Origin of the sequence: Cohnella fermenti, from assembly GCF_004801405.1 — a bacterium.
GTDB classification, from domain to species: Bacteria; Bacillota; Bacilli; order Paenibacillales; family Paenibacillaceae; genus Cohnella; species Cohnella fermenti.
The window spans coordinates 1-24,998 of the sequence record NZ_SSOB01000065.1; the positions used below are offsets into that span (position 1 = coordinate 1).

26 protein-coding genes and 1 rRNA gene are annotated in these 24,998 nt (G+C 60.7%); 3 read left to right on the top strand and 24 right to left on the bottom strand.

Annotated features, from left to right (window positions below):
- The 3 genes from E6C55_RS30970 to E6C55_RS30980 form a co-directional block, all read right to left on the bottom strand.
- Positions 1-203: ribosomal RNA gene (locus E6C55_RS30970) — 16S ribosomal RNA — on the bottom strand; the annotation flags it as partial.
- A gap of 410 nt (positions 204-613) precedes the next feature.
- A complete protein-coding gene (locus E6C55_RS30975; protein WP_136373715.1) occupies positions 614-1,513 on the bottom strand; it encodes a hypothetical protein in 900 nt (299 codons plus the stop codon).
- Between the two features lie 141 nt (positions 1,514-1,654).
- Positions 1,655-2,542 (bottom strand): nucleotidyltransferase-like protein, encoded by an 888-nt coding sequence (locus tag E6C55_RS30980; protein ID WP_136373716.1) that lies wholly within the window; start codon positions 2,540-2,542, stop codon positions 1,655-1,657.
- Positions 2,543-2,719: 177 nt separating this feature from the next.
- On the opposite strand from E6C55_RS30980, the gene E6C55_RS30985 reads away from it, so the two are divergent.
- On the top strand, positions 2,720-3,085 hold the full coding sequence (locus E6C55_RS30985; protein WP_136373717.1) for a DUF2614 family zinc ribbon-containing protein: 366 nt from the start codon (positions 2,720-2,722) through the stop codon (positions 3,083-3,085).
- A 203-nt stretch (positions 3,086-3,288) separates the two neighbouring features.
- The gene (locus tag E6C55_RS30990; protein WP_136373718.1) at positions 3,289-3,942 is read left to right on the top strand and encodes a FusB/FusC family EF-G-binding protein; all 654 of its coding nucleotides are present in this window, start codon (positions 3,289-3,291) and stop codon (positions 3,940-3,942) included.
- A 64-nt stretch (positions 3,943-4,006) separates the two neighbouring features.
- On the opposite strand, the gene E6C55_RS30995 is transcribed toward E6C55_RS30990, so the two are convergent.
- The 8 genes from E6C55_RS30995 to gatC form a co-directional block, all read right to left on the bottom strand.
- Entirely contained in the window at positions 4,007-5,734 is a 1,728-nt protein-coding gene (locus tag E6C55_RS30995; protein WP_136373751.1) for a glycosyl hydrolase family 18 protein, read from the bottom strand.
- Positions 5,735-5,887: 153 nt separating this feature from the next.
- A complete protein-coding gene (locus E6C55_RS31000) occupies positions 5,888-6,319 on the bottom strand; it encodes a Fur family transcriptional regulator (protein WP_136373719.1) in 432 nt (143 codons plus the stop codon).
- 118 nt (positions 6,320-6,437) lie between these two features.
- Positions 6,438-7,028 (bottom strand): hypothetical protein, encoded by a 591-nt coding sequence (locus tag E6C55_RS31005; RefSeq protein WP_136373720.1) that lies wholly within the window; start codon positions 7,026-7,028, stop codon positions 6,438-6,440.
- Positions 7,029-7,063: 35 nt separating this feature from the next.
- Complete coding sequence (locus E6C55_RS31010) at positions 7,064-7,762, bottom strand: MgtC/SapB family protein (protein ID WP_136373721.1); 699 nt, start codon at positions 7,760-7,762, stop codon at positions 7,064-7,066.
- A 57-nt stretch (positions 7,763-7,819) separates the two neighbouring features.
- On the bottom strand, positions 7,820-8,314 hold the full coding sequence (locus E6C55_RS31015; RefSeq protein WP_136373722.1) for a GNAT family N-acetyltransferase: 495 nt from the start codon (positions 8,312-8,314) through the stop codon (positions 7,820-7,822).
- 72 nt (positions 8,315-8,386) lie between these two features.
- Positions 8,387-9,829, bottom strand: coding sequence for an Asp-tRNA(Asn)/Glu-tRNA(Gln) amidotransferase subunit GatB (gatB, locus tag E6C55_RS31020; protein WP_136373723.1), 1,443 nt, complete (start codon positions 9,827-9,829; stop codon positions 8,387-8,389).
- A 94-nt stretch (positions 9,830-9,923) separates the two neighbouring features.
- A complete protein-coding gene (gatA, locus tag E6C55_RS31025) occupies positions 9,924-11,375 on the bottom strand; it encodes an Asp-tRNA(Asn)/Glu-tRNA(Gln) amidotransferase subunit GatA (RefSeq protein ID WP_136373724.1) in 1,452 nt (483 codons plus the stop codon).
- Positions 11,376-11,487: 112 nt separating this feature from the next.
- On the bottom strand, positions 11,488-11,775 hold the full coding sequence (gene gatC / locus E6C55_RS31030) for an Asp-tRNA(Asn)/Glu-tRNA(Gln) amidotransferase subunit GatC (RefSeq protein ID WP_136373725.1): 288 nt from the start codon (positions 11,773-11,775) through the stop codon (positions 11,488-11,490).
- Between the two features lie 684 nt (positions 11,776-12,459).
- On the opposite strand from gatC, the gene E6C55_RS31035 reads away from it, so the two are divergent.
- Positions 12,460-13,587 carry an EAL domain-containing protein gene (locus E6C55_RS31035; protein ID WP_168735972.1) on the top strand — a complete coding sequence of 376 codons (1,128 nt, stop codon included), beginning with the start codon at positions 12,460-12,462 and terminating at the stop codon, positions 13,585-13,587.
- 92 nt (positions 13,588-13,679) lie between these two features.
- Here the strand turns inward: E6C55_RS31035 and E6C55_RS31040 are convergent, their stop codons facing one another.
- From E6C55_RS31040 to E6C55_RS31095, 13 genes are all read right to left on the bottom strand, one after another.
- Positions 13,680-14,054, bottom strand: coding sequence for an ATPase (locus E6C55_RS31040; protein ID WP_136373727.1), 375 nt, complete (start codon positions 14,052-14,054; stop codon positions 13,680-13,682).
- Between the two features lie 161 nt (positions 14,055-14,215).
- Positions 14,216-15,310, bottom strand: coding sequence for an FAD-dependent monooxygenase (locus E6C55_RS31045; protein ID WP_136373728.1), 1,095 nt, complete (start codon positions 15,308-15,310; stop codon positions 14,216-14,218).
- Positions 15,311-15,389: 79 nt separating this feature from the next.
- Entirely contained in the window at positions 15,390-16,133 is a 744-nt protein-coding gene (locus E6C55_RS31050; protein WP_136373729.1) for a GTP cyclohydrolase II, read from the bottom strand.
- A 273-nt stretch (positions 16,134-16,406) separates the two neighbouring features.
- Positions 16,407-17,906, bottom strand: coding sequence for a M24 family metallopeptidase (locus E6C55_RS31055; protein ID WP_269145570.1), 1,500 nt, complete (start codon positions 17,904-17,906; stop codon positions 16,407-16,409).
- Positions 17,907-18,385: 479 nt separating this feature from the next.
- The gene (locus tag E6C55_RS31065; RefSeq protein WP_136373731.1) at positions 18,386-18,868 is read right to left on the bottom strand and encodes a hypothetical protein; all 483 of its coding nucleotides are present in this window, start codon (positions 18,866-18,868) and stop codon (positions 18,386-18,388) included.
- A gap of 203 nt (positions 18,869-19,071) precedes the next feature.
- The gene (locus E6C55_RS31070; RefSeq protein ID WP_136373732.1) at positions 19,072-19,494 is read right to left on the bottom strand and encodes a hypothetical protein; all 423 of its coding nucleotides are present in this window, start codon (positions 19,492-19,494) and stop codon (positions 19,072-19,074) included.
- The gene (locus E6C55_RS34000; protein WP_168735973.1) at positions 19,491-19,637 is read right to left on the bottom strand and encodes a hypothetical protein; all 147 of its coding nucleotides are present in this window, start codon (positions 19,635-19,637) and stop codon (positions 19,491-19,493) included. The genes E6C55_RS31070 and E6C55_RS34000 overlap by 4 nt, the downstream gene beginning before the upstream one ends.
- 14 nt (positions 19,638-19,651) lie before the next feature.
- On the bottom strand, positions 19,652-19,801 hold the full coding sequence (locus tag E6C55_RS34005; protein WP_168735974.1) for a hypothetical protein: 150 nt from the start codon (positions 19,799-19,801) through the stop codon (positions 19,652-19,654).
- A gap of 31 nt (positions 19,802-19,832) precedes the next feature.
- Positions 19,833-20,720, bottom strand: a complete 888-nt coding sequence (locus E6C55_RS31075) for a hypothetical protein (RefSeq protein ID WP_136373733.1) — start codon at positions 20,718-20,720, stop codon at positions 19,833-19,835.
- 119 nt (positions 20,721-20,839) lie between these two features.
- Positions 20,840-21,859: a hypothetical protein gene (locus E6C55_RS31080; protein ID WP_230986935.1), complete on the bottom strand. Its 1,020-nt coding sequence runs from the start codon at positions 21,857-21,859 to the stop codon at positions 20,840-20,842.
- Positions 21,856-23,364, bottom strand: a complete 1,509-nt coding sequence (locus E6C55_RS31085) for an ATPase, T2SS/T4P/T4SS family (protein WP_230986936.1) — start codon at positions 23,362-23,364, stop codon at positions 21,856-21,858. Before E6C55_RS31085 ends, E6C55_RS31080 begins: the two co-directional genes overlap by 4 nt.
- Positions 23,361-24,212 carry a P-loop NTPase family protein gene (locus tag E6C55_RS31090; RefSeq protein ID WP_136373734.1) on the bottom strand — a complete coding sequence of 284 codons (852 nt, stop codon included), beginning with the start codon at positions 24,210-24,212 and terminating at the stop codon, positions 23,361-23,363. The genes E6C55_RS31085 and E6C55_RS31090 overlap by 4 nt, the downstream gene beginning before the upstream one ends.
- Positions 24,209-24,934, bottom strand: a complete 726-nt coding sequence (locus tag E6C55_RS31095; protein ID WP_136373735.1) for a CpaB family protein — start codon at positions 24,932-24,934, stop codon at positions 24,209-24,211. The genes E6C55_RS31090 and E6C55_RS31095 overlap by 4 nt, the downstream gene beginning before the upstream one ends.
- Positions 24,935-24,998: the final 64 nt, after the last annotated feature.

Here is a 24,998-nt window from a genome sequence, read left to right on the forward strand (position 1 = left end):
TCCCAAGCCCGAGATGCCCCAGGCTTGCGTATCCGGTCTTAGCATTCGTTTCCGAATGTTATCCCGGTCTTGAGGGCAGGTTGCCTACGTGTTACTCACCCGTCCGCCGCTAAGCCATCCCCGAAGGGACAACTCCGCTCGACTTGCATGTATTAGGCACGCCGCCAGCGTTCGTCCTGAGCCAGGATCAAACTCTCCATAAAGGTCAAACCTTTAGAAGAACCTTGAAGGCTCGTTCTGTACTGCTGGTTTGTCTCGCAGAACCGAAGTTCCGCTCGACGATTTCATTACGCTCGATGTTCAGTTTTCAAGGAACAAGTCATTGCTTTGGATCTTGTTGTTTCGTCAATCTTTGCCATCCGCTTTTCAGCGGCGACCTTTATAAGATACCACAGTTCGTTAGGCGTTTGCAACAGGTAATTTCTTCCTTGTCGCTTCGCCATATTGGCGAACTGTTTCTCGTTTGCCATCCGCGCCCTGCTCTTGCGGCGGCGAGAATTAATTTAACACAGATACAATAGCCCCGTCAACGCTGTCCGCTAAAGAAGTAATTTTCAGTTTTCTTCCTTTTAGTTTTCAGTTTTTTTCCTTTTGGTTTTCAGCTTTCTCCGTTTCAGCTTTCTCCGATCTCCCGCCCCAATTCGATCGTCTGGACTCCTTCGCTTAAGGTAGCCGCGTATAAGTTGGGACCTTGCACCGCGACATCCGTGACCGGCGAGCCGAGACTGACCGAGACGACAAGCCACTGGCGGCGAAGCTCGTTTAACCGATACAATCCCCGATCCGTGCACAAATATACGCTCTTCTGCGCTTGAATGATTTTGAAAATAAACATGCCGTCGAACCGGATCTTCTCAAATCCGCCTCTGCCGTTCCCTGCGATCAGTTCGCCGTTCTCCGTCACCCCAAGCAAACGCCCATTGGCAGAACCCAGACTGACGATCCGGGAACGAAGGGCGAACTGCTCCCACGAGCACGTCAGCCGATCATACATCGCGATTCCCCAATCCATGGCCAGATAAACGTAGCTCGGCGTATAGAGGAAGTCGTAGATCGCATTCCCGGAGAACGCCGTGTTCTTCCACCCCCGGGACGTTCGGCACCACAGGCCGTGCTCGGTAGCGGCGAACGCAAGACCTCCCGTCTCTTTATATTGATAGCAGTTGATCGGCATCTCCTCCAGAATCCAACCTTGGTCGTCCGATAAGCGGTAGAGCCCGCGATCCGTGCAGGCGAACAAGAAGTCGGAATACCGTTGCAGCCGATTGACATGCACATTCTTGGGAAGCCCCTCCGCGCAGTTGTCCCATCCGCCGTTCCCGTTAGCCCTCCATACGTTGCGCCCTGCCGGAGCCGTAATAATCGTATCGTCGTTCAGAACCGCGATGGAAGAATAGTGGAAGAGCACCCGTCCCCCTTGCGGCATCGGTCCTTTGGCCATGCTTGTCGTCATCTCCTCGAAAATATCGTGAATCCCTCGCGCAACAAACGTGATAATGAGAATCGTTATCATGATTATACGTTCTTCCTGTTCATCTTTCAATCCTTCGCCGCAAAGACAAAGAACCCGCGAGCCGTATGCTCGCAGGTTGTCTTCCTGGCTTTATGGTTGCAGCTTGGCTCGACGCCGCGCCGATGTCTTCGACTTCGTCCTTTATTCTCCGTGCGCGGGAGCGTAGCGGATCTCCATGGCGCCAAGCCCGGCTTCCCGCTGCGATCTCGTCGATTCGCGAAGAAGCCCCTTCATGACGAGCTTCTGGAGCACAAGCGACAGATCGACCTGGAGGCCGTCCAGCTCCGGATGGCGCTGAAGCTCCGGCACGCTCCACGGCTCCGGCCTGCTGGAGACGATCCGCAGAAGCAGCGCGCAGCACGATCTGAGCTTCGTCAGCACCGAGAATTCGCAAGCGAGCAGAACGAGCTGAATTCGTTGCTCGAGCGTCTCGGAGCTCGTCGTCAGCTCCTCGTACAGCTTATAGATCCCCGGATTGACCCGCCTCATCTGAACCCAGACGGTCAGCTCCGGATGCATCCCTTCTTCGATCAACGAGATGTCGGCCCAATGATGAAGAGCGGACAGAATGTTGCTGTAGGCGTCCAGAAGCTGCCCGTTCTTCAAATCTTCCTTGGCCTGCAGATAAGTTCTCGTCAGCTTCGTGAATTCGCACAGAATCTTGCGTTCCTTCAATTCAGCCGGCCACTCGGCAAGCCTTCGGCGAAGATCCGACAGATAGCCGTTGCGATCCAGAAGGACGTCGCCTTCCAGAATCCACTGCACGACTCCCTTATGCTCGCCGCTGGTGATCCACTTCTCGACCCCGTCCATCGTGATCCGGTTCACCTGGATTCGCGTCTCTCCCCACATCCAATGCTCCACGTCGCGCAGGGGCGGCTTGTTGAATACGGCGACGACAAGACGGTCCATCCCGTCGTTTAATCCGCCGTACGAATAGGGATCGATGACGAGAAGAAGGCTCTCCAGTCCGTCCTCCCGACCAAACAGATCCATATAGAACAATCCGCTGGTATCCAACCTGCTCACGAGTGTCGCCTCCCCGCCCGCTTGTTTCCTTTTCCCCGCGATATCCCGCGATATAGAGGAGAAAGTGGTCTGTTCGTCCTTTGTAGGATATAATGGAGTTTGCTAAATGAGTTATTCTACAGAGCGACTCCGGTTTCCTGCCGGATGCCCAATTATGAAGACGGGAGCCATCACGATATGAAGTTCAAAGCGAGCAAAATATCAACAATGCGGACATGGGGACTGTTGCTCGTGTTCGGCGGCATGGGGCTTATGGTGTTCGGCACAAGCGGAATCCTGCTGTTCGGCGAGATCGGCAAGATCATCGCAGGAATCTTTATGGTGTTCGGCTTGATCTCCTGCGCGGCGAGCATGGTCATCTATTTCTGGGTAGGCATGCTCTCCACAAGCGCTCCGGTCATCGATTGTCCGGAATGCGGCAAGCGGACGAAGATGCTCGGCAAGACGGACCGGTGCATGTATTGCCACACGATTCTGACCTGGGACCCGGCCGCAGCGACGACCGGAGCTCCTTCCGAAGAACAGACGCTGTCGCATTCCTGAGTGCACGTCCAACTCGTGAAAGGGGGTCGGTAGGGGATGGCAAATCACTTTGCCGGGACTGGCAACGACTCGTGCGAAGCCTGATAAGGGCGATTCGACGCACGGGGCGGACGATCCTGAAGCAATAGAACGAATCGCCCGAGCATTAGGCTTTGCACCTTATTTGTCCGCTTCAGTCCAATACAAATAAGAGAGGTAAAGCCATGAACCAGCCTTTTATTCTTAATCACCAATATAACCTGATCCGGAAGCAGATTCGCCAGTTGAAGACAGCCTGCCAGACGGCCTCCGATCCCAAAGTGGTCAAGTCGGTCCGCGAAGGAACCCAGCTCGCGATCGCCGAGGCGTTCCCGGACGCTTCGCCCGAGCAGTCGGCCCTTCTGGAGAGCTTCCTCCCTTGCGAATCGGAGGAGCAGTTCAGCCGTTATCTTCTCGCGCTTGAGCCTTATCGCGCCGCGTTCCCCGGGACGACGGACGGGCAGCTCAGGAAGCTGTTCCCGAAGATCAAGAAGCTGAAGCTGCCCGAGCTGAGCGGCGTCGACCTCCGCAGCGTCACGTATCTGGGCTGGCTCGACATCGCGGCGAACAAGCAGTTTCTCGTTTATCCGCTTCGCGGCAAGCTCATCGGCGTAGAAGGGCGATTCAATCCCGCTCCGAAGAAGGGCATCTGCTTCGTCTGCAAGAAGCAGGGAGACGTCTCGCTGTTCACCGCAATCGCGAAGTCGAAGCCGGCGAATGCGTCGCCCGACTATTACAAGGCGATCGGCAACTACCTGTGTGCAGACAGCGATGCCTGCAACCGCAATCTGACCGAGCTCGACGCGCTGGAGACGTTCCTCTCCGGCATTATCGGCTAGAACAAAAAGGCGACGCCGGGGAGAAGCCCCCTGCGTCGCCTTTTTCCTCATCCGGGCATATGCCCTACGGCCGAGACTGCAGCGCCTGGTCGAGCGCCGCCCATATATCCGTGCTCTCGAAGCCTCTCCGCCAAGTGGCCGCCCCCGCCAGATCGTACTTCTTGACAAGCTCCGCCCTCTTCGCAATGGACGTGGCGTCTTCGATCCAGATTTTCTTCGTGGCGCCGTCTTCCTTGAATTCCACATAGTTCTGTCCGGTATCCGACAACTGCGGAACAAGCTTCTTCGAGGCAAGCAACTCCTGGACCGAATTCATGCTCATGGTCTTCGAGGTTACCTTCGTCGCCCCGTTCTCCGTCGTCTCCGTCCACATTCTCGTGTAGAGCGGCATGCCGAGAATGAGCTTGCTCGCCGGAACGCCGTCCTCCTTCAGCAAGCGAACGATCGACTGCTCCGTCCACGAGAGGGAGGCGACGGAACCCGCGACGGGACTGGACGCCCAATGCTCGTCATAAGCCATGAGAATCAAGTAATCCGCCGCTTCCGCCAGCCGCGGCCGATCGAGGAAGAGCGACCAGTATTCGCTGCTTGACTTCGGCGTCACATCGACGGACAACGCCAGGTTCTGCTCGTGCGCAAGCGGCGCCAGCTCCCGAACAAACTGGACGAAGTTGTCCTTGTCCGACGTCTCGACGTTCTCGAAGTCCAGGTTGATGCCGTTCAGCTTGAACGTCTTCGCGTAGGCGAGAAGCTGCTGAATCATGTTGATGCGCCGCTCGTAGGTGGCGAGCGCTTCCGTCGTCGGCTCCGGCTCGAAGTTGTTGCTGAAGAGCCCCCATACCTGGATTCCCTTCTTCCTGGCCCATTCCGAATAGCCGGCGTCCGCCTTGCTGATAATCTGGCCCGAGCCGTCCTTGAGTGCGAACCAGGTCGGGCTGACGACGTTGACGCCGGTCAGCTCCCCGATCTTGCTCGTGTCGGGATTCGCCGAGTAGACCGGCTCCCAGGTCAGATTGATCCGCTCTCCCGTCACCTTCCACGCCACGAACGGCTCCTCGCCCTCGGCACCCGCGGCCGGCGTTCGCTCGATCTCTCCGAGCACGACGTCGGACTTGGCCGCATAGCCCAGATAGCCTTCCGCGGATTGAAGCTTGTACCAGCCTTCTTCTTCTCCCCATATCGTCACGTCCGTGCCGGGCGCAAGATCCTCGACGATCGGGAAGCTCTTGTTCGGCCCGCTGCGCAGCTTGACGGCCTTCTTCGCGCTTGCCGGAACCTTGGCCGTCTGGATCGATTGGTCCGGCAGGCGAAGGGATACGATTCCGGAGGAGGCCCCCGTCACCGCTTGAATGCCGAACAACTGCTCCAGCGGGGCGAAGGGCAGGTACAGCTTCCCGTCCTGCTCCTTCGCCGCGAAGCTGAGCGTGAACGGCTTGCGGTTCATCGTTGCGTCGAGTTCTCCCGTCTTGAAGTGAAGCACGGCCTTCTCGGTCGTCAGAATAATCGACTGCGAATCTTCCTCGTACCTCACTCCGTCGCCGAGCAGCGTCTTCGCGATCTCCAGCGGGACGAGAAGCCCTTCCCCTTCGCCAAGCGCCCCTTCCCCGCTCCATTCGCCGTCCACCATGACGGGATGGGCAAGAACTCGATACTCCGGCGTCTCGCGGGCGGTGTTCGGAAGCTCCGTGAGACGCCAGTATAGAACGGCCGCCGCAACAGCGGCAAGTACAACAAGAATTGTCAGAATCGGGCCGAGCCGTCTGCGCGGACGGCGTCTGCCGGTCATCGCCATCGTGTTCAACCGTACACTCTCCTTCTCTCTTGACTCATAAGAATAACGAATGCGAGACTCGCAAAGTTACAAATAAAAACGCGAGAAGGCTTCAAACCTCTCTCGCGTCTATTCCGAATGTATCCGATTGAACCTCTGATGGAATGAAGCCGTTTAGGCCTGCAACGAAGCGCAGGTCGGGCAGAGCCCGTAAACCTCCATCCGATGGCCATGCACAACGAACCCGGTCAACTGCCGGGCGGCTTCCTCCACTTCCCGCACGGGCTCGTGCTCGAAGTCGACCATCGCTCCGCACCTGGTGCAGATCGCATGATAATGATCGGACAGGTCCGCGTCGAAGCGGCTCGAGTTGTCCCCATACGTCAATTCCCTTACAAGACCGGCATCTACGAACAGCTTCAGGTTGTTGTAGACGGTCGCCACGCTCAAGCTCGGATATTGGGGGGACAGCGCCCGATAAATGTCATCCGCCTTCGGATGAGCTTGAGATTCCATCAGAAATTGCAGTATGGCATACCTCTGCGGCGTCATCCGGACCCCTCCGGATTTGAGCTGGTCCACGGCATGATGAACCCTGGAATCCATGCTCTTCACAGCCTTTCCTACTTGTTTAGACTAATTTTAATTGTTTATTTTCAGAATTGTCAATGGAAGAGAGTCGCCAACGCGCCAAATTTGTTGCGAAACAGCCGAATTCGTGCCGTTACTCCTTCTTCTGCGACTGTCCCCGGCGATCCCAGAGCCATACGAGAACGCCGATTCCGATCAACAGAACTGCCCCCGGCAACGAACCGAACAGATGCGGCACGCGGTGGCCCCAATCGGAACGGGAGAGGACGAACAGGAACAGCGCCGCGAACAGAAGCACGATGATGCCCCCTACGGGCACTTGGCGAATCTCTCCGTCCCAGCGGCCCGCTCCGTCCTGCGACGGCCCGGTTCCCGAAGCTCCGAGCGGGTCCGCAGGCGGACGCAAGCCCGCAGCCCGCCGGTCATTGACCAATTCCGCGCATTGCAGAACGCTGAACAGGTTGTAGAAGTATTGGATCGGAACCATCAGGCTGAGAAGAACGATCAACAGCACTTTATTATCGTATTCATTCTCGATGCCGAAATAGACGATTCCGACAATATTCAAGGCCAGCATCAGCATGATGAGAATGCCTCTGGACATGAGCCCCAAGTACATATGCCCCGTTCCCGGAAAAAAAGCAGCGAGCATGGCGGCCAGCCATTTTTTCTTCGGTGGATAAGATACTGGATAATAGCCCTCGTTCTGCTCCGGACCGTTCATGTCGGAAGCCTCCCATTCCTATTCGTTGATGCCGGCTATTCGACGGATACGCTCGTCACGCCGGCCATTCGCCTCAATTCCTCCGCAATCGGAAGAGCCAGCTCGGTTCGCGGCAATCTGGCGCTGAATCTTATTCGAATGCTGGCGACCGAATGAATTCCGTCGACCAGCTCGTCGAAGTGGATGCGAAGCAGCTTCGCTTCCCTCTGCCGGAAGATCGTCTCGATCTGCTCCGTCGACAGCAGGTCCGAATCGACGGTTAATGTGAATTGATGCTCCTTCATCTGGTTCAAGAATCGTTTCTCTATGATGTTAAGCCCCCAGAGCACAAGCAGCACCAGGAGAACCGAGATTCCGGAGGGGAAGTAGAAGCCTGCTCCGACGGCGAGCCCGATCGCCATGACGACCCAGAGCGATGCGGCCGTCGTCAGTCCCGTGATCGACTTGCCGGTGAACATGATCGTTCCCGCACCCAGGAAGCCGATGCCCGTAATCGCTTGGGCGGCAAGCCGCGCCGGATCGCGATTCACGTTCGGCTGGCCGATAAAATCCGTAAAACCATATATGGACAAAACCATGATCAGACAAGAACCGAGGCAGACCAGAATGTGTGTCCTGAGGCCGGCCGCATGATTCTTGCGTTCCCGCTCGAAGCCGATCAATCCTCCGAGCACGACGGACAGGATCAACCGAAGTGCGATGTGCCAATTGTCGATCTGCCAGGGATCAACCATTTCCCGCTTCAACTCCAGTATGAATTTTATCACGCAATTGGACCAGGCAACAATGGCTCAGCGGCGGGGAGGCGACCTGGACGGAAGGCCAGGCCGTTCTTCCCGGCGCATGAGCTGCATGGTAATGTCTTCGCGGGGCTGGAACGTATAGTCCGCCCGGAAGCCCGCCTTCTCGTACAAGGCGATCGCCGGCTTGTTGCGAACCTCCGCCGTTACGAGCCACGCCTTCCCTACAGGATACGCGGCAAGTGCGTGATTCAGCAGCGCCGATCCGATTCCTCTCCGGAAGAACGCCGGATGGACCATCAGCTTGGCGATCGTCAGCTCCCGCGCACCCTCTTCGATCTCGATCGCGCCGGCGAGCTCGCCATCCTCATCCCTGGCTCCCCAGACGATTCCTCTTGAGACTCCTATCGTCTCGATCGTATCGCGAAGAGGCGGCAGGTCCGCCACTCCGATAAGCGCGGCTTCGACCCGGTAGGCGGCGTGCTGCAGGCTCCACAGCTCCTCCGCCGCGAAGCGGTCTTCCGTTCGAAGAAGCTCGATCCTCATTGCGCATCCTTCTCTCTTGCGAATATAGACGGAAGCGGCCTCCCCTATGCGGGGCTGCCGCTTCCTGGCGAATCAGGATCTCAGGCGATCCATCAGCATCTTGTTGACGAGTCCCGGGTTCGCTTTGCCCTTGGTCTCCTTCATGATCTGGCCGACCAGGAATCCGATCGCCTTGTCCTTGCCTCCGCGGAAGTCCTCGACCGATTGCGGGTTGGCGGCAATGACCTTGTCGACAATCGCGAGAATCGCCCCTTCGTCGCTGATCTGCACAAGGCCTTGCTCCTCGACGATCGCTTGCGGCGCCTTGCCCGTCTCGATCATCGTCTTGAACACCGCCTTGGCGATCTTCGAGCTGATCGTGCCCTTCTCGATCAGGCCGATCATCTCGCCGAGCCCTTGGCCGGTTACCTTCGCCTGATCCAGCTCCAGGCCGTTCGCGTTCAGGTAGCCGAGCAGATCGCCCATGATCCAGTTCGCGGAAGCTTTCGCGTCGCTCGTATACTTAAGGCTCTCTTCGAAGAAATCCGCGAGCTTCATCGAGGAAGTCAGAACGCCGGCGTCGTAGGACGGCAGGCCGTACTGCTCGGCGTAGCGGGCCTGGCGGGCATCCGGCAGCTCCGGGATGGTGGCGCGGACCCGTTCCTGCCACTCCTTGTCGATGTGCAGGCGAACGAGGTCCGGGTCCGGGAAGTAGCGGTAGTCATGCGCCTCTTCCTTGCCGCGCATGCTGAACGTCTTCGCCTGGGCTTCGTCCCATCGTCTCGTCTCCTGAACGACTTCTCCGCCGCCGTCAAGAATCTCCGCTTGGCGGATCTGCTCGTATTCCAGGCCGCGCTGAACGCCGCGGAACGAGTTCATGTTCTTCAGCTCGGCGCGGATGCCGAACTTCTCCTGCCCGTGCGGGCGCAAGCTGATGTTCGCGTCGCAGCGCATCGAGCCCTCTTCCATCTTCACGTCGGAGACGTCGCAGTAGAGCATGATGGCCCGCAGCTTCTCGAGGTAAGCCTTCGCCTCCTCGGGAGAGCGGATATCCGGCTCGGAGACGATCTCGACAAGCGGCGTGCCGACGCGGTTGAAGTCGACCAGGGAGCCGAGGCCGCCGCCCGTATGGGTCAGCTTGCCGGCATCCTCCTCCAGGTGAAGCCGCGTGATGCCGATGCGCTTCGTCTTGCCGTTCACTTCGATATCGATCCAGCCGTTGCTTCCGATCGGCTGGTCGTATTGCGAGATCTGGTACGCCTTCGGCGAGTCCGGATAGAAGTAGTTCTTGCGGTCGAACTTGCACCATTCGGCGATCTCGCAGTTGATGGCCATCGCGGCCTTCATCGCGTATTCGACCGCTTGGCGGTTCAGCACCGGCAGGACGCCGGGATGTCCCAGACAGACGGGACAGGTATGGGTATTCGGCGGCGCTCCGAAGGACGTCGAGCAGCCGCAGAAGATCTTCGACTTCGTGTGCAGCTCGACGTGAACCTCCAGACCGACTACCGTTTCATATGGGGCCAGGATGGACATGCGTACTCCTCCTCGATTGTATTGCAGTATTGCAGCGCGTGTTGCGTAACGCGAATTGCTCAAGGCATATTGCTCAGTGCGATTCCCTTCGCGGTTACAGCTCGGCGCGAGCCTTGTGATGCTCGGTCGATCCTTCGTAGGCGTGGGCCGCTCTCAGCACGGTCGCCTCGTCGAACGGCTTGCCGATAATCTGCAGGCCGACCGGCATTCCGTCCGCGAATCCGCACGGCACGCTGATCGCCGGCACGCCGGCCAGGCTGACCGGAATGGTGCAGATATCGTTCAGGTACATCGTCAGCGGATCGCCGACCTGCTCGCCGATCGGGAACGCCGTCGTCGGAGCCGTCGGACCGACGAGGATGTCATACTTCTCGAACGCCTGGTCGAAGTCCTGCTTGATAAGCGTGCGGACCTGCTGCGCCTTCTTGTAGTAGGCGTCGTAATAACCGGAGCTCAGCGCATACGTGCCGAGCATGATCCGGCGCTTCACCTCCGCCCCGAAGCCTTCGCTGCGGGAGCGGCGATACAGATCGATCAGGTTGTCCGGATCGCTCGCGCGAACGCCGTAGCGAACGCCGTCGAAGCGTGCCAGATTGGACGATGCTTCCGAAGACGCGAGCAAATAATACGTCGCGATGGCGTAGTCCGTGTGCGGAAGGGATACTTCCTCCCAGACGGCGCCGAGCGCTTCGAATTGCTTCAGCGCCTCCATGACGCGGCTCTTCACTTCGGGATCGATGCCTGCCCCGAGGTATTCCTTCGGAACGCCGATCCGCAATCCCTTCACGTCGCCGGTCAGTGCGGACGCGTAATCCGGAATGTCGACGTTCGCGGACGTCGAATCGCGCGAGTCGTGCCCGGCGATCGCCTGCAGCGCGAACGCCGCATCCTCGACGTTCTTCGTGATCGGGCCGATCTGGTCGAGCGAGGACGCGAAGGCGACCAGGCCGAACCGGGAGACAAGCCCGTAGGTCGGCTTAAGGCCGACGACGCCGCAATAGGCGGCCGGCTGGCGAATCGAGCCGCCCGTATCGGAGCCGAGCGCGTAATACACCTGGCCTGCCGCGACAGCCGCCGCGGAGCCGCCGCTCGAGCCGCCGGGAACGCGCGTCAGGTCCCACGGATTGCGCGTTACCTTAAACGCGGAGTTCTCGTTCGAGCCGCCCATCGCGAATTCGTCCATGTTCAGCTTGCCGATGATGACCGACTCGGCTTCGCGCAGCTTCGCAACCGCCGTTCCGTCGTAGATCGGGTTGTAGTTGGCCAGGAACTTGCTGGCGCATGTCGTCCGCAGCCCTTCCGTCACCATGTTGTCCTTGACGCCGACGGGAAGCCCGTGGAGCAGACCGCGCTCGGCGGAGCCGCTCTCGTCGAGCTTGCGCGCTTCCGCGCGAGCCGCTTCCTCATTCAAGGTCAGGAACGCCCCGATCCGATCGTCCGTCCCCTCGATCCGGCGGAACGAGGCGTCGACCAGCTCCGACACGGACAAGTCTTTATGTTGAAGGCGGTTATGGACTTCCGATAACCGCAGATCGAACAACGACAAAATAATTCCTCCTTCTTATGTAGGCCTGCATTCGAATCAGACCTGTCAGCGTGCATGGCTATCTGCAATGGCTATCTGCACGGCTATGCGCTCCGGCGCCTTGAACTCGGCGTTATTCCAGAACGGCCGGCACCTTGATCTGCCCGTCCTCTTCGTCCGGCGCGTTCAGCAGCACCTTCTCGATCGACAGCGATTCGGCCACCTTGTCTTCGCGCATGACGTTCACCATCGGACGCACGTGGCTCGTCGGCTCGATGCCGTCCGTATTCAGCTCGTTAAGCTTGTCCGCGTATTTAAGAATCGCGTTCAATTGGCCCGTGAATTGTTCCTTCTCGGCTTCCGTAAGGGCGAGTCGGGCCAGATTCGCAACGTGTTCCACGTCCTTGACCGTAATGCTCATGCTAAGTACTTCCTCCCCGTCTTCATGTGTCCAATCATTCTAATTATTATATCGGACAAGCGGATTTAACTCAATGAGGGCCGGTTGCCGCTCTCATCTCCCCCCTTGTTCAAGCCCATCGCCGCAACGAATATGATTTTTCACATTCATTTCGGCTGCGAGCGCCGGTTTTTGCGATTTCATATCATTTTTCACATATATCCGCCGCTAAACGGAGGTCCCCCCCTCTACGAATGCGATTTTTAGCATAAAATCGCGATTTCGCCGCCGTTCAATAAGATTTTATGTGAAATTTCGCATTGATGTTCGTTCAGGATAGGGATGAGCAGGGAACATAACACCCAGCGGCGGTCGGAGTACGGTGTGGTCGAGGGTCGGCGTTGAGTTAATCGGTCGGCGTTGGTCGGGACGGCTTCTGCGCTGCGTGCAGGGTCAACAGGCCGAGCGGAGGCCGGAGAGCAATCGCGGTACACGAAGAGGGATGGCAGGGGAGGGCTGAAGTTCGCCTAGCCGGCTTCCAGGTGCCCGCTCCGTCGACCCGCGCCGCCAAGCAGCATGAGGTTCCTGAGCCCGAGGCGACCCCTTCCTGATTCATTCTCGCCGCTGCGGGGAATAATACAGATACTGCCTTGCGCGTCTGTGCTTTGTTGTGCGTCAGTCCTTACATCCAAGGAGGAGATCGCCATGCCCCGTTACCACGTATGCAACCGACACCTGCCGCTGCGAGACGAAGGGCTGCTCGAGCTGGCTTCCGACGACTTCGGCGCGCAAGCGCTGCTGGACGAGCTGGTCGGCCCTTCATCGTCCGCGCGAGACGGCGAGCATCCGGTCTGGTCCGTCCCCTTCGCGCGGAACGAAGAGTTCCTGCGCCTCGTTAATGAGCTCGGACGGCGGACGGGCGACGCGGCGCGCGGCGCGCTGAGGTGCCGGATCACCTACGAGGAGGATGCGTCGCCGATCGCCGCCGCGCACACAGCCGAAGCGCCCGCTTACCCGGAAGCCGCCGAGACGGAAGAAGCCGAGCACGACGGCTGGCTGCCGATCGGCTTCCTGCTGGCCAGCGTCGGCAGCCATTCGGTCGTCGATCTGATCGTCAATCGCAGGTTCGCCAGCCATATGCAGCCCATCGTCCAGCCGAACGGCTCGCCCATCGGCTACGAATTCCTGCTGCGCCCGCTGCCCGAGCAGTCGCCGTTCCGGCCCGCAGAGCTGTTCGATGCCGCGCGCGAGGCCGGGCTGCACTCGTATCTGGACCGGGAAGCCCGGCTGTCCGCCATTCGACTCGCCGCAAGCCACCTGCCGGAGGGAGTCAAGAAGTTCATCAACTTTCTTCCCTCGTCGCTGTACCGGCCGTCCGCTTGTCTGGAGGATACGTTCCGGGCGATCAAGGACAGCGGGATGGACCCCGCCGACTTCGTCTTCGAAGTCGTGGAGACGGAGCGGCTGGACAACAAGCGGCATCTGCTGGACGTCTTCGATGCCTACCGCAGCGAAGGGGTCCGGCTCGCGATGGACGACGTCGGGGAGCAGTTCGCCACCGTGGACGCGATGGAGGTGCTGCAGCCCGATTACGTCAAGCTCGACCGCAAGTGGATCGCAGACTGTCACCGCACCCCGGACAAAATGAGGCATATCGACGATATCCTCGACCGGGTCTCCCGCTTCCACGGCGTTGTCTTGGCCGAAGGAGTCGAGAACGAGGGGGAGTGGCACTACTTGCGCCGGGCGGGGGTCCCGCTTCTGCAAGGGTATCTGTTCGGCCGTCCATCTCCGGTTCCCGTGCCAAGCGCTGCCGGGGTGGGAGTCCACTAATCGCCGCATGACCGCAAACAGCCAAAATAAAACACCCGTCAGGTCCGCATGGCCGCGCCCTTCTCGGGTGTTTTATTTTCCCCAACGTTGCCTTAGATCCACGCCTTCAGGTTAACCTGCCGGATAAAATCCTCGCGGGACTGCACGTCCTTCTCGCTCTCCGGGGTCGCCTCTTCGCCGCCGTTCATGATTCGCCGGAACAGCTCCTCGTTGTGCGTCGCCAGAGCGAAGTCGATCAGCGCCTCTCGCTCGATTCGGTCGGCCTCCAGGCTCAGCAGCGTCTCCTCGAGCTCGATGTCCTCGGCGGACACGTAGAACTGGCGATTCGCCTTGGGGATTCGCACGATATATTCAAATACGCTGTCCGCATTGCGATCGTACGCGATCACATACCCGTAGTCGCCGACGGGAAGATTCTGTTCGTAGCGGTCGCCGACAACGACGATCTTCTCTCCCAGCTTAAACATGGGGATTCACCTTCCCTTGGTAGCCGTGTGCTTCGATTGTACTATGCTTCTACTGTTGCTAATGCTTCGATTCTACTAATGCTTCGATTCTACTAGAGAATGGGATGGATTTCAAATAGGGAGAATAGAATCGATAGAAGGACCGCAAGAAGCAGGGGGCGTCAAGCGGTGAAGTGGCTGGCGTAAGAGATTTCCTTCTCCTGCTGCAGTCGATGGAACCGATCGATCTCCTCCCGGCGCTGGCGCTCGAACTCCTGCAGCCGCTCGGCCGGCACCGGCTCGCCCAGGTCGAGACGAAGCAGCAGCTCGGCCAGCACGTCCGCGTCCTTCAGCGCACAATTGATGCCGAACGCTCCGGTCGGACTCATCGTGTGGGCGGCGTCGCCCATAATGACGATGCCGTCCCGCGCCCACGTCTCGCTGTAGCTGCTGTACACCTTAAGCAGAATAAAATCGTCCCACGAGACGATATGCTGCCGCACGGCCGCTTCCAGATCGGGGTATTCGTCGATCAGTCTGCGAAGGAACGACTCGATCGGCCCCTTCCGCAGCGAAGAATACGAGTCCTCCGGAATGTTCCATCCAATCTGGATGTGCCCGCCCGCTTGCGTGAACAGGGAGATCGGCTGGTCCCCTGACAGAGCGTTGCGGATGACCGGCTCCCAAGCGTTTGGCTGCGGGATTTTGGCCCAGAGGAGGTCGAAGCCGTGCTTCGAGGCAACCGTGGGGATGCCGGCCCACTTGCGGATGAGCGAATGACGGCCGTCGGCCCCCACAACGACGGAGCTCTCAATCGCGATCTCTTCCCCGTTCTTAAGCGCTGCGATTCCGTTCGTCCGGCCTGCCGAATCGCGCCGAAGTCCCTTCGCCGCCGTGCCCATCAGAAGGCGGAACGAAGGGAGCCGCTTCGCCTGCTGCATAATCGCGCCAAGCAGGCTGCGCTGCGGAACGTGAATGCTCATATGAGCTTCCCCGGCCTCCTGATTCGGCAGCAGCACCTCCTTCGCCGCCCCCTTCTGCCAATACTCCACCCGCTTCATCGGGAGCAAGCCTTCCCGAACGACCTGGTCGAACAGCCCGTGCCGGACCAGAATGTCCTCTCCGTCCGCCGTCAGGTGCTCGCCCCGGAACTCCTTGTCGATGCGGACATGGCGTTCGACCAGTACGACGGAGACGTTCCGCTTGGCCAGCAGATAGCCGAGCAGCGCTCCGCCCGGGCCGCCCCCGACGATGCAGACGTCCGCCCGAATCAGCATTCGATTCTCCTGCCTTTCTTGTACGCTAAGGATGATTGGGTGATTGGATGATTGGGTGATTGGATTCCATGTGCAGGCTTTACGCCATCGCCCGCGATTCCTGCGGAATGTGCCCCGACTTCGCCACCTTCGTCGCCAAGTAGAAGCGGTTGTAGTCCGAGATGTCTCCCCACAGCGGAAGATGCCCGGCCGCGGCGAGCCCGCTTTGCCTCAAGGAGGCCAGCTTGCGCGGATTGTTCGTGATCAGCGTCACCGGACGGGAGCGGAGCGACTTCAGCACGCGAATCGGCTGCTCGTAGGAGCGGATATCGTCCTGGAAGCCGAGCGCCTCGTTCGCCTCAACCGTATCCAGCCCTTCCTGCTGCAGGATGTACGCCAGCGACTTGGAGAACAGCCCGATGCCGCGGCCCTCGTGATGAGCAAGGTAGAAAAGCGCGCCGCTGCCGTGCTCGACGATCATTCGCAGCGACTGGCGGAGCTGATACCCGCAATCGCAGCGTTTGCTGCCGAAGATGTCGCCGGTGTGGCAGATGCTATGCATCCGGACAAGCGCCTCGCGGGAGTTCGCGAAGTCCCCGTAGACGAGAACGGACGACTGCTGCAGGTCCGCCAGGTTCATCGCGGGAAGCGAGTCCAGGACGGATTCCTTCGTCGCATCGCCGTCCTTCAGCTCCAGCCACGTGTACCACTGGAATTCCGCCACCCGGTCCTCCATCTGAATCGGAAGCTTGACCGGGCCGACCAGAACGAGCTTGCGGTGGCCGGGATTGTCGAGCAGCGTCATTTTGTCCAGAAGGAGTTGCTTAATATCGTTAGAGATCATGCTGGATCACCTGCGTTCATTGGTCTGGAAGTTCATGCGAAGCTCTTGCGCCTTCATTCGGACGCAGCCTGGGACAATTGAGGACGATTATCACTTACATAATGTAAGTTAGTGTATATTAATTATGAACCACTGTCAAGCACCGGGGAAAATACACCAGAGAAGCTCGCGCGAACCAGAGAGGAGTGTGGATGGGGGAGGAGAAGCCCGGCCGGCTAGCGGGCCGGGCTTCTTGGGAGGCTTGGCGAGCCGCCGCAGCAAGAGGGCTTGGCGTCAGGGGCGCCCGCCCGCCTCACTTGCCTCGCATTCGTACACGCGCTCCGGGCTGACCGTCAGCGTCTCGAAGCCGTCCGCCGTAATGAGGTACGTGTTCTCGATGCCGACCACCCCGACTCCGGGCCAAGTAAACTTCGGCTCAATCGCCAGCACCATCCCCGCTTCCAGCGGCTCCGCGAAGCCTCGGGCCAGCACCGGCCATTCGTCGATCTCGAGGCCGATGCCGTGCCCGAGGAACTTCACCTGGTCGGCCCCGAAGCCCATGAAGTGCCCGGCGAGGCCGGCGGCCCGCGCTTCCTCGAGCGCGGCGAGGTACAACTGCTCCGGAATCTCCCCGGGGCGCAGCATGCCCTCGATCTTCCGCAGCATCGCCTCGGCCGTGTCGTACGCCCGGCGCTGCTCCTCCGGCAGCCGACCGATGACGGCCGTCCGGGTCTGGTCGATCGTGTAGCCGTCCACGCAGCAGCCGATGTCCAGCAGAATCGGCTCTCCCCGCCCGATCGGCCGCGTCGACGAGCTCTGCGGAGCCGCCGGTCCGAGCCCGAGTCCTCCCGCCGGCCCGTCGAAGTACGTCGGCGTCGCAGCCGCCTCGCCCGCCGCGACGACCCCGGTCATGATCTCCTGATTGTAGCCTCTCATCCGCATCAGCCCGATGTGCCCTTTGCGGCGCATGACGCCCTCGATGATCGCCATCAGCTCCAGCTCGGTCATCCCTTCGCGCAGCCTCGCGAGCCCCTCGGCCAGCGCTTCGGCGGCGACACCTGCGGCGCGGCGGATGGCGGCGACCTCCGCCTCCGACTTCACGCTGCGCGTCTTGCGCATGATGGCGGAAGCATCCGCCCACTTCGCGCGCGGAATCGCCTCCTGCAGCCGCAGATACAACTGCGCGGGCAGAACGTCCAGGTCCGCGCCGATCGCGGCCGGGGTCTCCCCTGCGAACGTCTCCGGGTAGTCCGCGGCCAGCTTGTCGCCGAACTGCCGGAAGCTGCCCAGTTCCACTGTTCTCACTTCGGCTTCGTTCTGCGCTCGGGCCAGGCTTTTCCTGACATAGTATGTGGCCTCTCCGCTCCGCGGAATGAACAAATAGCCGCTTTGCATCGAGCCCGTCCAGTAGAACAGGCCCACGTTCTGCGTCACAAGGCAGCCATCCAGCCGCTCGCGCTCCATGTACCGCTGCAGGCGGATGCGGCGATCCGTCAACTCGGATCGGTCAGCCGGGCGGACGGGAGCCGGGGCTGTCAGGTCGGATCGGTCAGCCGGGCGGACGGGAGCCGGGGCTGTCAGGTCGGATCGATCAGCCGGGCGGACGGGAGCCGGGGCTGTTAGGTCGGATCGGCCAGCCTGGCGGACGGGAGCCGGGGCTGTCAGGTCGGATCGGTCAGCCTGGCGGACGGGAGCCGAGGCTGTCAGGTCGGATCGGTCAGCCTGGTCGAAGGACTCTGCCGGTTCGGACTGGCCCGTAAGTTCGCTTGGCTGCTGCATATGCTTCTTGTCCATGCTTGGTTCCATCTCCCTCGTCTGCCAGAACTCTGTCCCTTGATTACAGCAGAGTTGGGAGGGGGAGTCAACTGGGGCAGAGGTAGCGGGGAGGAGGATGTTGGGAGGAGGATGTTGGGAGGAGGATGTTGGGAAAGACAGGCATGTTGCCGGAGGAACGGAGGTTCGGTGGGGGTGGAGCGGCTGGCGAAGGAGGAGCTGACTTAGCAAAAAAACAAGAAAAAAAACACGCATGTTTTATGCGTGTTAAAACTTCCGTATTGATTCCTTTCTCAGGACCGCTCACCGCACGCTTTTTATGTGAATTTTCACATTCATTCCGCCCCAGAACCGCCCTACGCACGTTTTTATGTGATTTTTCACATTTATCCCGCCTCAGGACCGCTCACCGCGCGTTTTTTATGTGATTTTTCACATTCATCCCGCTCCAGGGCCGTCCTACGCATGTTTTTATGTGATTTTTCACATTCATTTCGTCATCAGTACACCAACTCCGCCGCCCCCTTCAGCTCCCATTCGATCGGAGGCAGTGCGGCGAACACACGCGGATAGACGATATGGGCGATCAGCACGACGCCGGGACGGCGGAACGTGACCTCGTAATCGTATTCGTCGTTCCGGTACCGATAAGGGAACGCCTGCGTCTCGTCGACGATGTCGAGCACCTTCACCTCGACCGGCTCCCGGAGATATCCATCCTCGCTCGGCGACAGATCGGCCTCCAGCCGCAGGTTCTCCTTGAGGTACAACGCCGCGGAGGCGATCGCCTTGTCGCGGTCGATCGCCGGCACGCCAGCCTCCAGCTTCGCTTCGTCGATCTGCTGCGCGGCGGCATGGGCGGCCCGGTCGACCGCCCGCTTGCCTTCGTGCACAACGGACAAAGCCAGTTCTTCGTCCACCTGGATCGCGTGCAGCGTCCACCAGACAATCAGCATCAGAACGACAAATACGAGCTTGTGCACAGTCCCGCCCCCTTCCAACGACTACACAACGAGACGTCTCTCCCGATAACCTCCGCTCACGGAGCGACCTCCCCGGCAACCGACTACGCGCACTCTCAGAACTGCCTCACCGATAACCGACTGCTCGCACCGCAGAACTGCCTCACCGATAACCGACCGGCAGCAGCCCCTCCCCATCAGAGGAGGGATGAGGAGAGAAGGAGCTACGGCACGTATTCGCTCATCTTCATTCCGCCGGCCGACAGCATCGCTCCCGCTTCCGGCTCCAACCCGATCAGCCGGTCGATGTTCAGCAGTCCGTCGTACGGATACCGGATGGTCAGCTTAAGCCCCTCTCCCCGGGCAAGGGGAGCCGAGGCGTCCCCGGCTTCCGCCCCGCTGCTCGCCCCTACGGCATACACCAGCTTCTCCGGCTCGAAGCCGCTCTCGGCGAGCCTGGTCTTGGACGCCTCGATCAACGTCTCGTCGATATATCCGTAGCGTCCGCTCGCTCCGACCTCCAGCAGATAGTCGGCTTCTTGTTGAAGCAGCGCCTGCCGGAGGACGAGAACGTGCTTGTACACGGGGGAGAACATCAGCCAACAGAACATTCCGGCGAACAACAGGAAGACGAGGAGCTGCTTCACGGGCTGATCCGGGAGATCGCGCCGGCCGTTCTCTCCGCGGAGCCGCTTAGCCGGGCTTCCGCCCCCTCGTCTCCCGAGTTGAAGCCGAGATAGATCGTCACGACCGTCGCGATCAGCAGAACGGTCATCAAAATTTGCCTCACGTCAGACGCCTCCTTTAAGGCTCCAGGTTGCCCAGCGTCGTATTCGTCGTCGTCCCTTGGGTCGTAATTCGCGCGCTCGTGCCGGTGCCGTCCTGTGCGATAATGTTGGTGAACAGCAGCGCGACGACGATCAGCATCATAACTGTGATCAGAATGTTCCTCATGCTCCCTCACCTCCCTTCAAACGCCCTCATTTTATCCCAGCTTGTCGAACAGCTTCTGGGACTCCTGCACCCACGGATAGATAAAAATCTGAAAGCTGTACAAAATCGGGATGCCCGCAAGCACGAACAGGACGTACGAAGCCGTCTCCTTGCGTCCGGCTTTGGACAGCTCGATCTTCGCCTTGTACTCGCGGATGGTGTCGCGGAGCATCTCGTAGATCGCCCCTTCTTCGTTCATGCGAAGCGCCCGCAGCGTCTCGGCGAATCCGTATGCCTCGCCGGTTCCGGCCCTTGCCTTGAACCGATTCAGCGCCAGGTCCGCATCGTGATACCATTCGTTAAGCAGAAGCTGAAGCTCGTCTCGCAGCACCCGCGTATACGGCAGGCAGCGCAGCAGCTTCCCGTGGAGATGGAGCCGCGAACCCTCGTAATACAGAAGCTGGCTGCCGACGACGACCAGTTCCTTGCGAATGCGATCGGTCCGGTGGCGCGTGTAGGATTCCAGGGCGGCGCGGTCGAACAGGACGAACGTCCACAAGCCGGAAGCGGCAAGGAACGCGTACCAGCTATAGGCGCCCGGAAGCAGCGTGTCGCCGCGCCACTGGACAAGCAGAGCGAACGGCGGGAGCAGCCCAAGCAGGCTCCGTCTAACCGCAAGATAGAGCGCCGGGTCGACACGAATTCCGCAGCCGGAGAGCAGCGTCCGCCTGTCCGCCAGCGCGGCGCTCTCTTCCAGCACCCCCGTCAGCCGAAGCCACCACCTCGGCGCTTCTCTCGAGCGCATATCCCGCCAGGACGTTCTCCATCGCGGCCGCCGTCCGAACGCCAGCTTCAAAACCAATCCGATGCCGAATGTCCCTACCGCGAATTGCACCATCCGGCCGATCAAGCCGAACATTCCAAGGTCATATGCAGCCAACGGGCATTCCCCCTTCCCTCCCTATATCTCCTTATCTCTCTATCCTTCTTATTTCTCTATCTCCTTATCTCCCTATCTCCTTATCTCCCTATCTCTCTACGACCTCACCTACGACCTCCCTACAACCGCCGCCTGGACAAGTAGATTCCGACGAGCAGAGAGGCGAACAGCATGACGACCGCGTTCAACAGCATTCCCCGACCGTCTGCGCTGGCTAAATAATATCGGTAGCTGGCTTCCGGATTCATGCGGATGTTGATGCCGATGAAGAGAGCGAAGAACAGCGCCGGCGAGAAGTTCGCGATGCGAATCTCAAGCAGCCGATGGCGTTCCTTCTGGTCCTCCAGCCGCGAATTTCTCATGTCCCCGATCAGCTCCTGCAGGTTATCCGCAATATCGTTGCCTTCCGTCAGCGCGACCCGCAGCATGTTGCAGAAGTAATCCGCCCAGACGCTGCCGATTGCGAGCGCGAACCTGCGCAAGGTCGCCTCGTCGTCCTCGTGAACGCAGAGCTGAAGGTACAGTTGCTCGAACACGAGCTGAGCTTCCCCCGTCAGCCGCCTCTCCTCGACGGCCCGCTGCAGCGCGATTCTGGCGTGCCTCCTTCCCGTCACGAGGTAGCATTGATAGAACAGCTCAAGCGCCGGCAGAAAATCAAGCCGAACAGCCAACTGACGCTTGATCAGCCTCATCCGGAGCAGGCAGTAGGGAACGAGCGCGAGCATCGCGGCCAGCATCGCCGTCCCCCGAGCCGAGTGGAGCAGCAGCGTCCCCGACGCCGACCCGGCAAGGCCGAGCCCGACGGACAGCAGAGCGAAGCTCTCGGCGCGGAGCTTCCAGCCGGAAGCCGCCAGCAGATCGGCCAGATGCTCCTGGAGCCTGCCGAATCGGGAGAGAAAGCTTACCGCGTAACGGCTCCATGTCGGCTCCCGGTTCCAATGCAGCCTGCGGTGCCTGGCCGCACGGTCCGAGAAGCCCGCCAGCCCGGCGCGCAGCGCGAGGAACAGCAGAAGGAACAGGACGAACAGGACCGCCGCCAGCTTCGGGTCCGGCAGCCCCGCATCCTTCAGCCGTTGCAAGCTCGTGAGTCGGACTGTCGACAGATCACTCGTCATGCTCCCCGTCAGCCCCATTGTCATCCTCCTCCCTTCTCCGCCTCGCAAGCTCCCGCCAACACCCGCTCCCACTCGTCCGGGGCGAATCGGCCTAGCCGCTCCAGCGCCTTCCGCGAGCAATCGAGCGGCAAGCTCCAATCTCCCGCCTGCTCGTCGTAGCGCACCCAGTCGCGGACGGCAGCCTCGCCGCCGCGCCACTCGAACTCCCCGATCCGGACCAACTTGCGCGTCTGGCCGACCATTCGCATCTCGAAGCCGATCTGCGTCACGTATTCGGTAATCCGCTTCGTCAGCCGCACCGGGTTCATCCCGCGCCCATCGAGCATACACATATCGGTCAGCGCCTCCGGCACGTCCTCCAGCGCGCTGGCGTGGACCGAAGTGACGCTCCCTTCATGGCCGCGCGTGCATGCCCTCACATAGATGTTGGCGTCCTCGTCCCGGATCTCGGCATGGCAGATCCGCTGCGGCGACTGCCGAAGGGCCAGCTTAAACGCCTGTTTCGCTCCGTGCGCCGGGTCCTCCTCGTCCGCTTCGTATTCGATGACGTTTTTCTCCGGAAAATCCCGCAGAAGAGCAAGCTCGTACCGGCCCTCGATCGTCACCAGCCGTTCCTCGTCCGGCATGGCCGCGATGAGCGCCTTGATCAGATGCGTCTTGCCGGTGTTCGTCGCGCCGATGACGACCATGTTGAAGCGCGACCGGACAATCGCCCGAAGCAGGTCGCGCATGGGTTCGCTGATCGTCCGGTATTCGGGGCGGCACAGCGTGTCCAGCTCGAAGCGGCGGACCGTGTAGAAGCGGATCGTCAGCGTCGGCCGGGAGGTGAAGCCGAAGCCGGTCATCGTCACCCGGGAGCCGTCGAGCAGTTGAACCTCCGCCCATCGCTTCCGCGGGTTGATGCGGTCGTTATTGAATAGCACCAGGTTCTGCTGAATTCGTTCGACCAGCTCCGCGCTCTCGAACCGGTACGCGGACGGCACCGCCCGCCCGTCCCTCACCTCGAAGATGCGCGTGCCGACGACCTGAACCTCCTCCAGCCCGCTCCGGTTCCGCAGCACCAGCTCAAGAACGTTCAGCCCGATCACCTCGGCGAACAGCGCTTCCGCAAGCGTTCCGTACGGCATCGTGCCGGCCTTCAGATGCTGCAGCCGCTTCTTGATGATCCAGTCGGACAGAATCGCAAGCAGCTCCGCCCGCTCCTGCGGGAAGCCGATGACAGCGCGATTGAGCTTCTCGGCGTAGCGCCGCTGCTCCTCCTCGTTCCAGCCCCGCGGCGCCGCGAGCATGTGTCTCGCCTCTTCGGTCAGCGCCTTCAGATCGACCCCGGCACCGCCGAGGCCGCGTCCCGACTCGCCCTCCGCAGTCGCAGCCGTCCCCGCCGTCACGCCCGCATTCTCCGCCTGCAGACGAGCCGCATAAGCGGTCGGCGAGAACCTTCGCCTCTCCTCCGGCCCGCTCGCTCCCTGTCCGCACTCCTCTCCCGGCCGCCTCGGTTCCTCCGCCCGAGCCGCTGCCCCGGCCCTCATAGCTCCCTCCGGCTCCGATGCATCAGCAGCCTGCGGCGCCAAGGCCGATCCGTCTTCTGCAGCCTCTCCGCCCAATTCAGCGTGCGCAGCAGCGGATCGGCGACGGCATCGAAGGCGGCCGCATTGCGCTCGTCGGCGGCCAGCCATTCGTCCAATCTTCCGCTGTCCAATTGCAGGTGCAAGCTCTCCTTCAGCCGAAGCTCGGACAGCGAGACGGCCCCCGTCTCCTTCCGAATCTCATTCATGCCGAATCCCCCTCCCCAGTACGGATACTTTCCGTTCAGAAGCACGAGCTGATAATGCTGCCTCTCCACCCCGAACTGGGCCCCGACCTGCCCGGTCCAGCGGTGGACGTCCTCCTGGAAGTGGGAGAGGCTCCCCGTCGTCACCAGGCAGCGATGATCGGCTTCCCTCATCGCGCACACCGTTGCGGCATTGTCCCAATAAGCGCTCACATCTGCCACCGTCAGCGCAAAAGCCTCCCGAGCCGCCCGGAGCAAGCCGGTAATCTGCTCCGGCTCGTAATATTCCGCCTGATCGCGGGCCATGTTGCCGAACAGCACGTGCAGGCCGCCGAGCCGCGACGGCGCGAATGCGTACTGCCGCAGCTTCTCGCCGCTAAGCGTCCCCGCCTTGAGCTCCGGGCGGAGACCGTCCAGCGTCACCTCCGGCTTGTCGATGCCAAGGTACAGGTGCGTCTTCGCGCTCTTCAGGTTAAGGCACAAGAACCCTACCTTCTTCCCCGTCGTGGACGCGATTCGATAGGCCGTTCCGAACGCCGCTAGCGACGTCCCGATGTTCGGCGTGGAGCCTCCGAAGGTGACCAGCTTGCCAAGCGCCGCGCTCATGAACCTCCCTCCTTCTCCTTGTTCTCCTCGTCGATTGCCGAAGCCTCATAGGCGATGACGACCTTCGCGCCTCCGTCCTTGCACGCCGCATCCAGCTCCAGCCATTGCTCCTCCGTCAGATTCAGGTTGATCGAATCGATGCTTCCGTTCGCGTCTCTTCGCGATGCATACAGCTTCTCCTTATCCCCGCTCGTCAGAGAGCGAAGGCTGTCGCTCTCGGGGCTCTCGATCTCGACGTTGGCCGACGTCTTCACGGCCGCGACGACAACCGCCTCCGCGAACAGCCGCCGGGATGCGAGCCGCTCCGAGGACAGGTACACGCCGACCCGGTCGCCCGCCCGGATGCCGTTCGACACCGACTTCACATATTCGCGCGGAATCTGGAACGTCGCTTCCCCCGGGCGGGGAAGCAGCGGGAAGCGCTCCACCTTCCAGTCCAGCAGCGGCTCCCCCGTTCCGAGCGGAGCCAGCGCCTGCAGACCCGAAGCCTCGCTCGGCCGAAGCAGCATTCCGTCCCGCAGCGCCGACTTCGGAATCGGCAGCTCGGCCAGCATCCCTTCCTCCAGAATGGCGCCTTCCGGGATAAACTGCTTCGGAACGACCACGCGAACCATCTCGTCCTCCCGAAGCTGCCGAAGCTGCAGCCAGTACATGCCGTAGACGAGCACACCGGACAGCAGTGCCGCCGCCAGGCCGATCGTCATCTGTCGCCTGCGATTCACCGTCGTTCTCCCTCCTGTCTCCCATATCCCCCACGGCTCAGAAACACGACCGCAAAAAAACAAA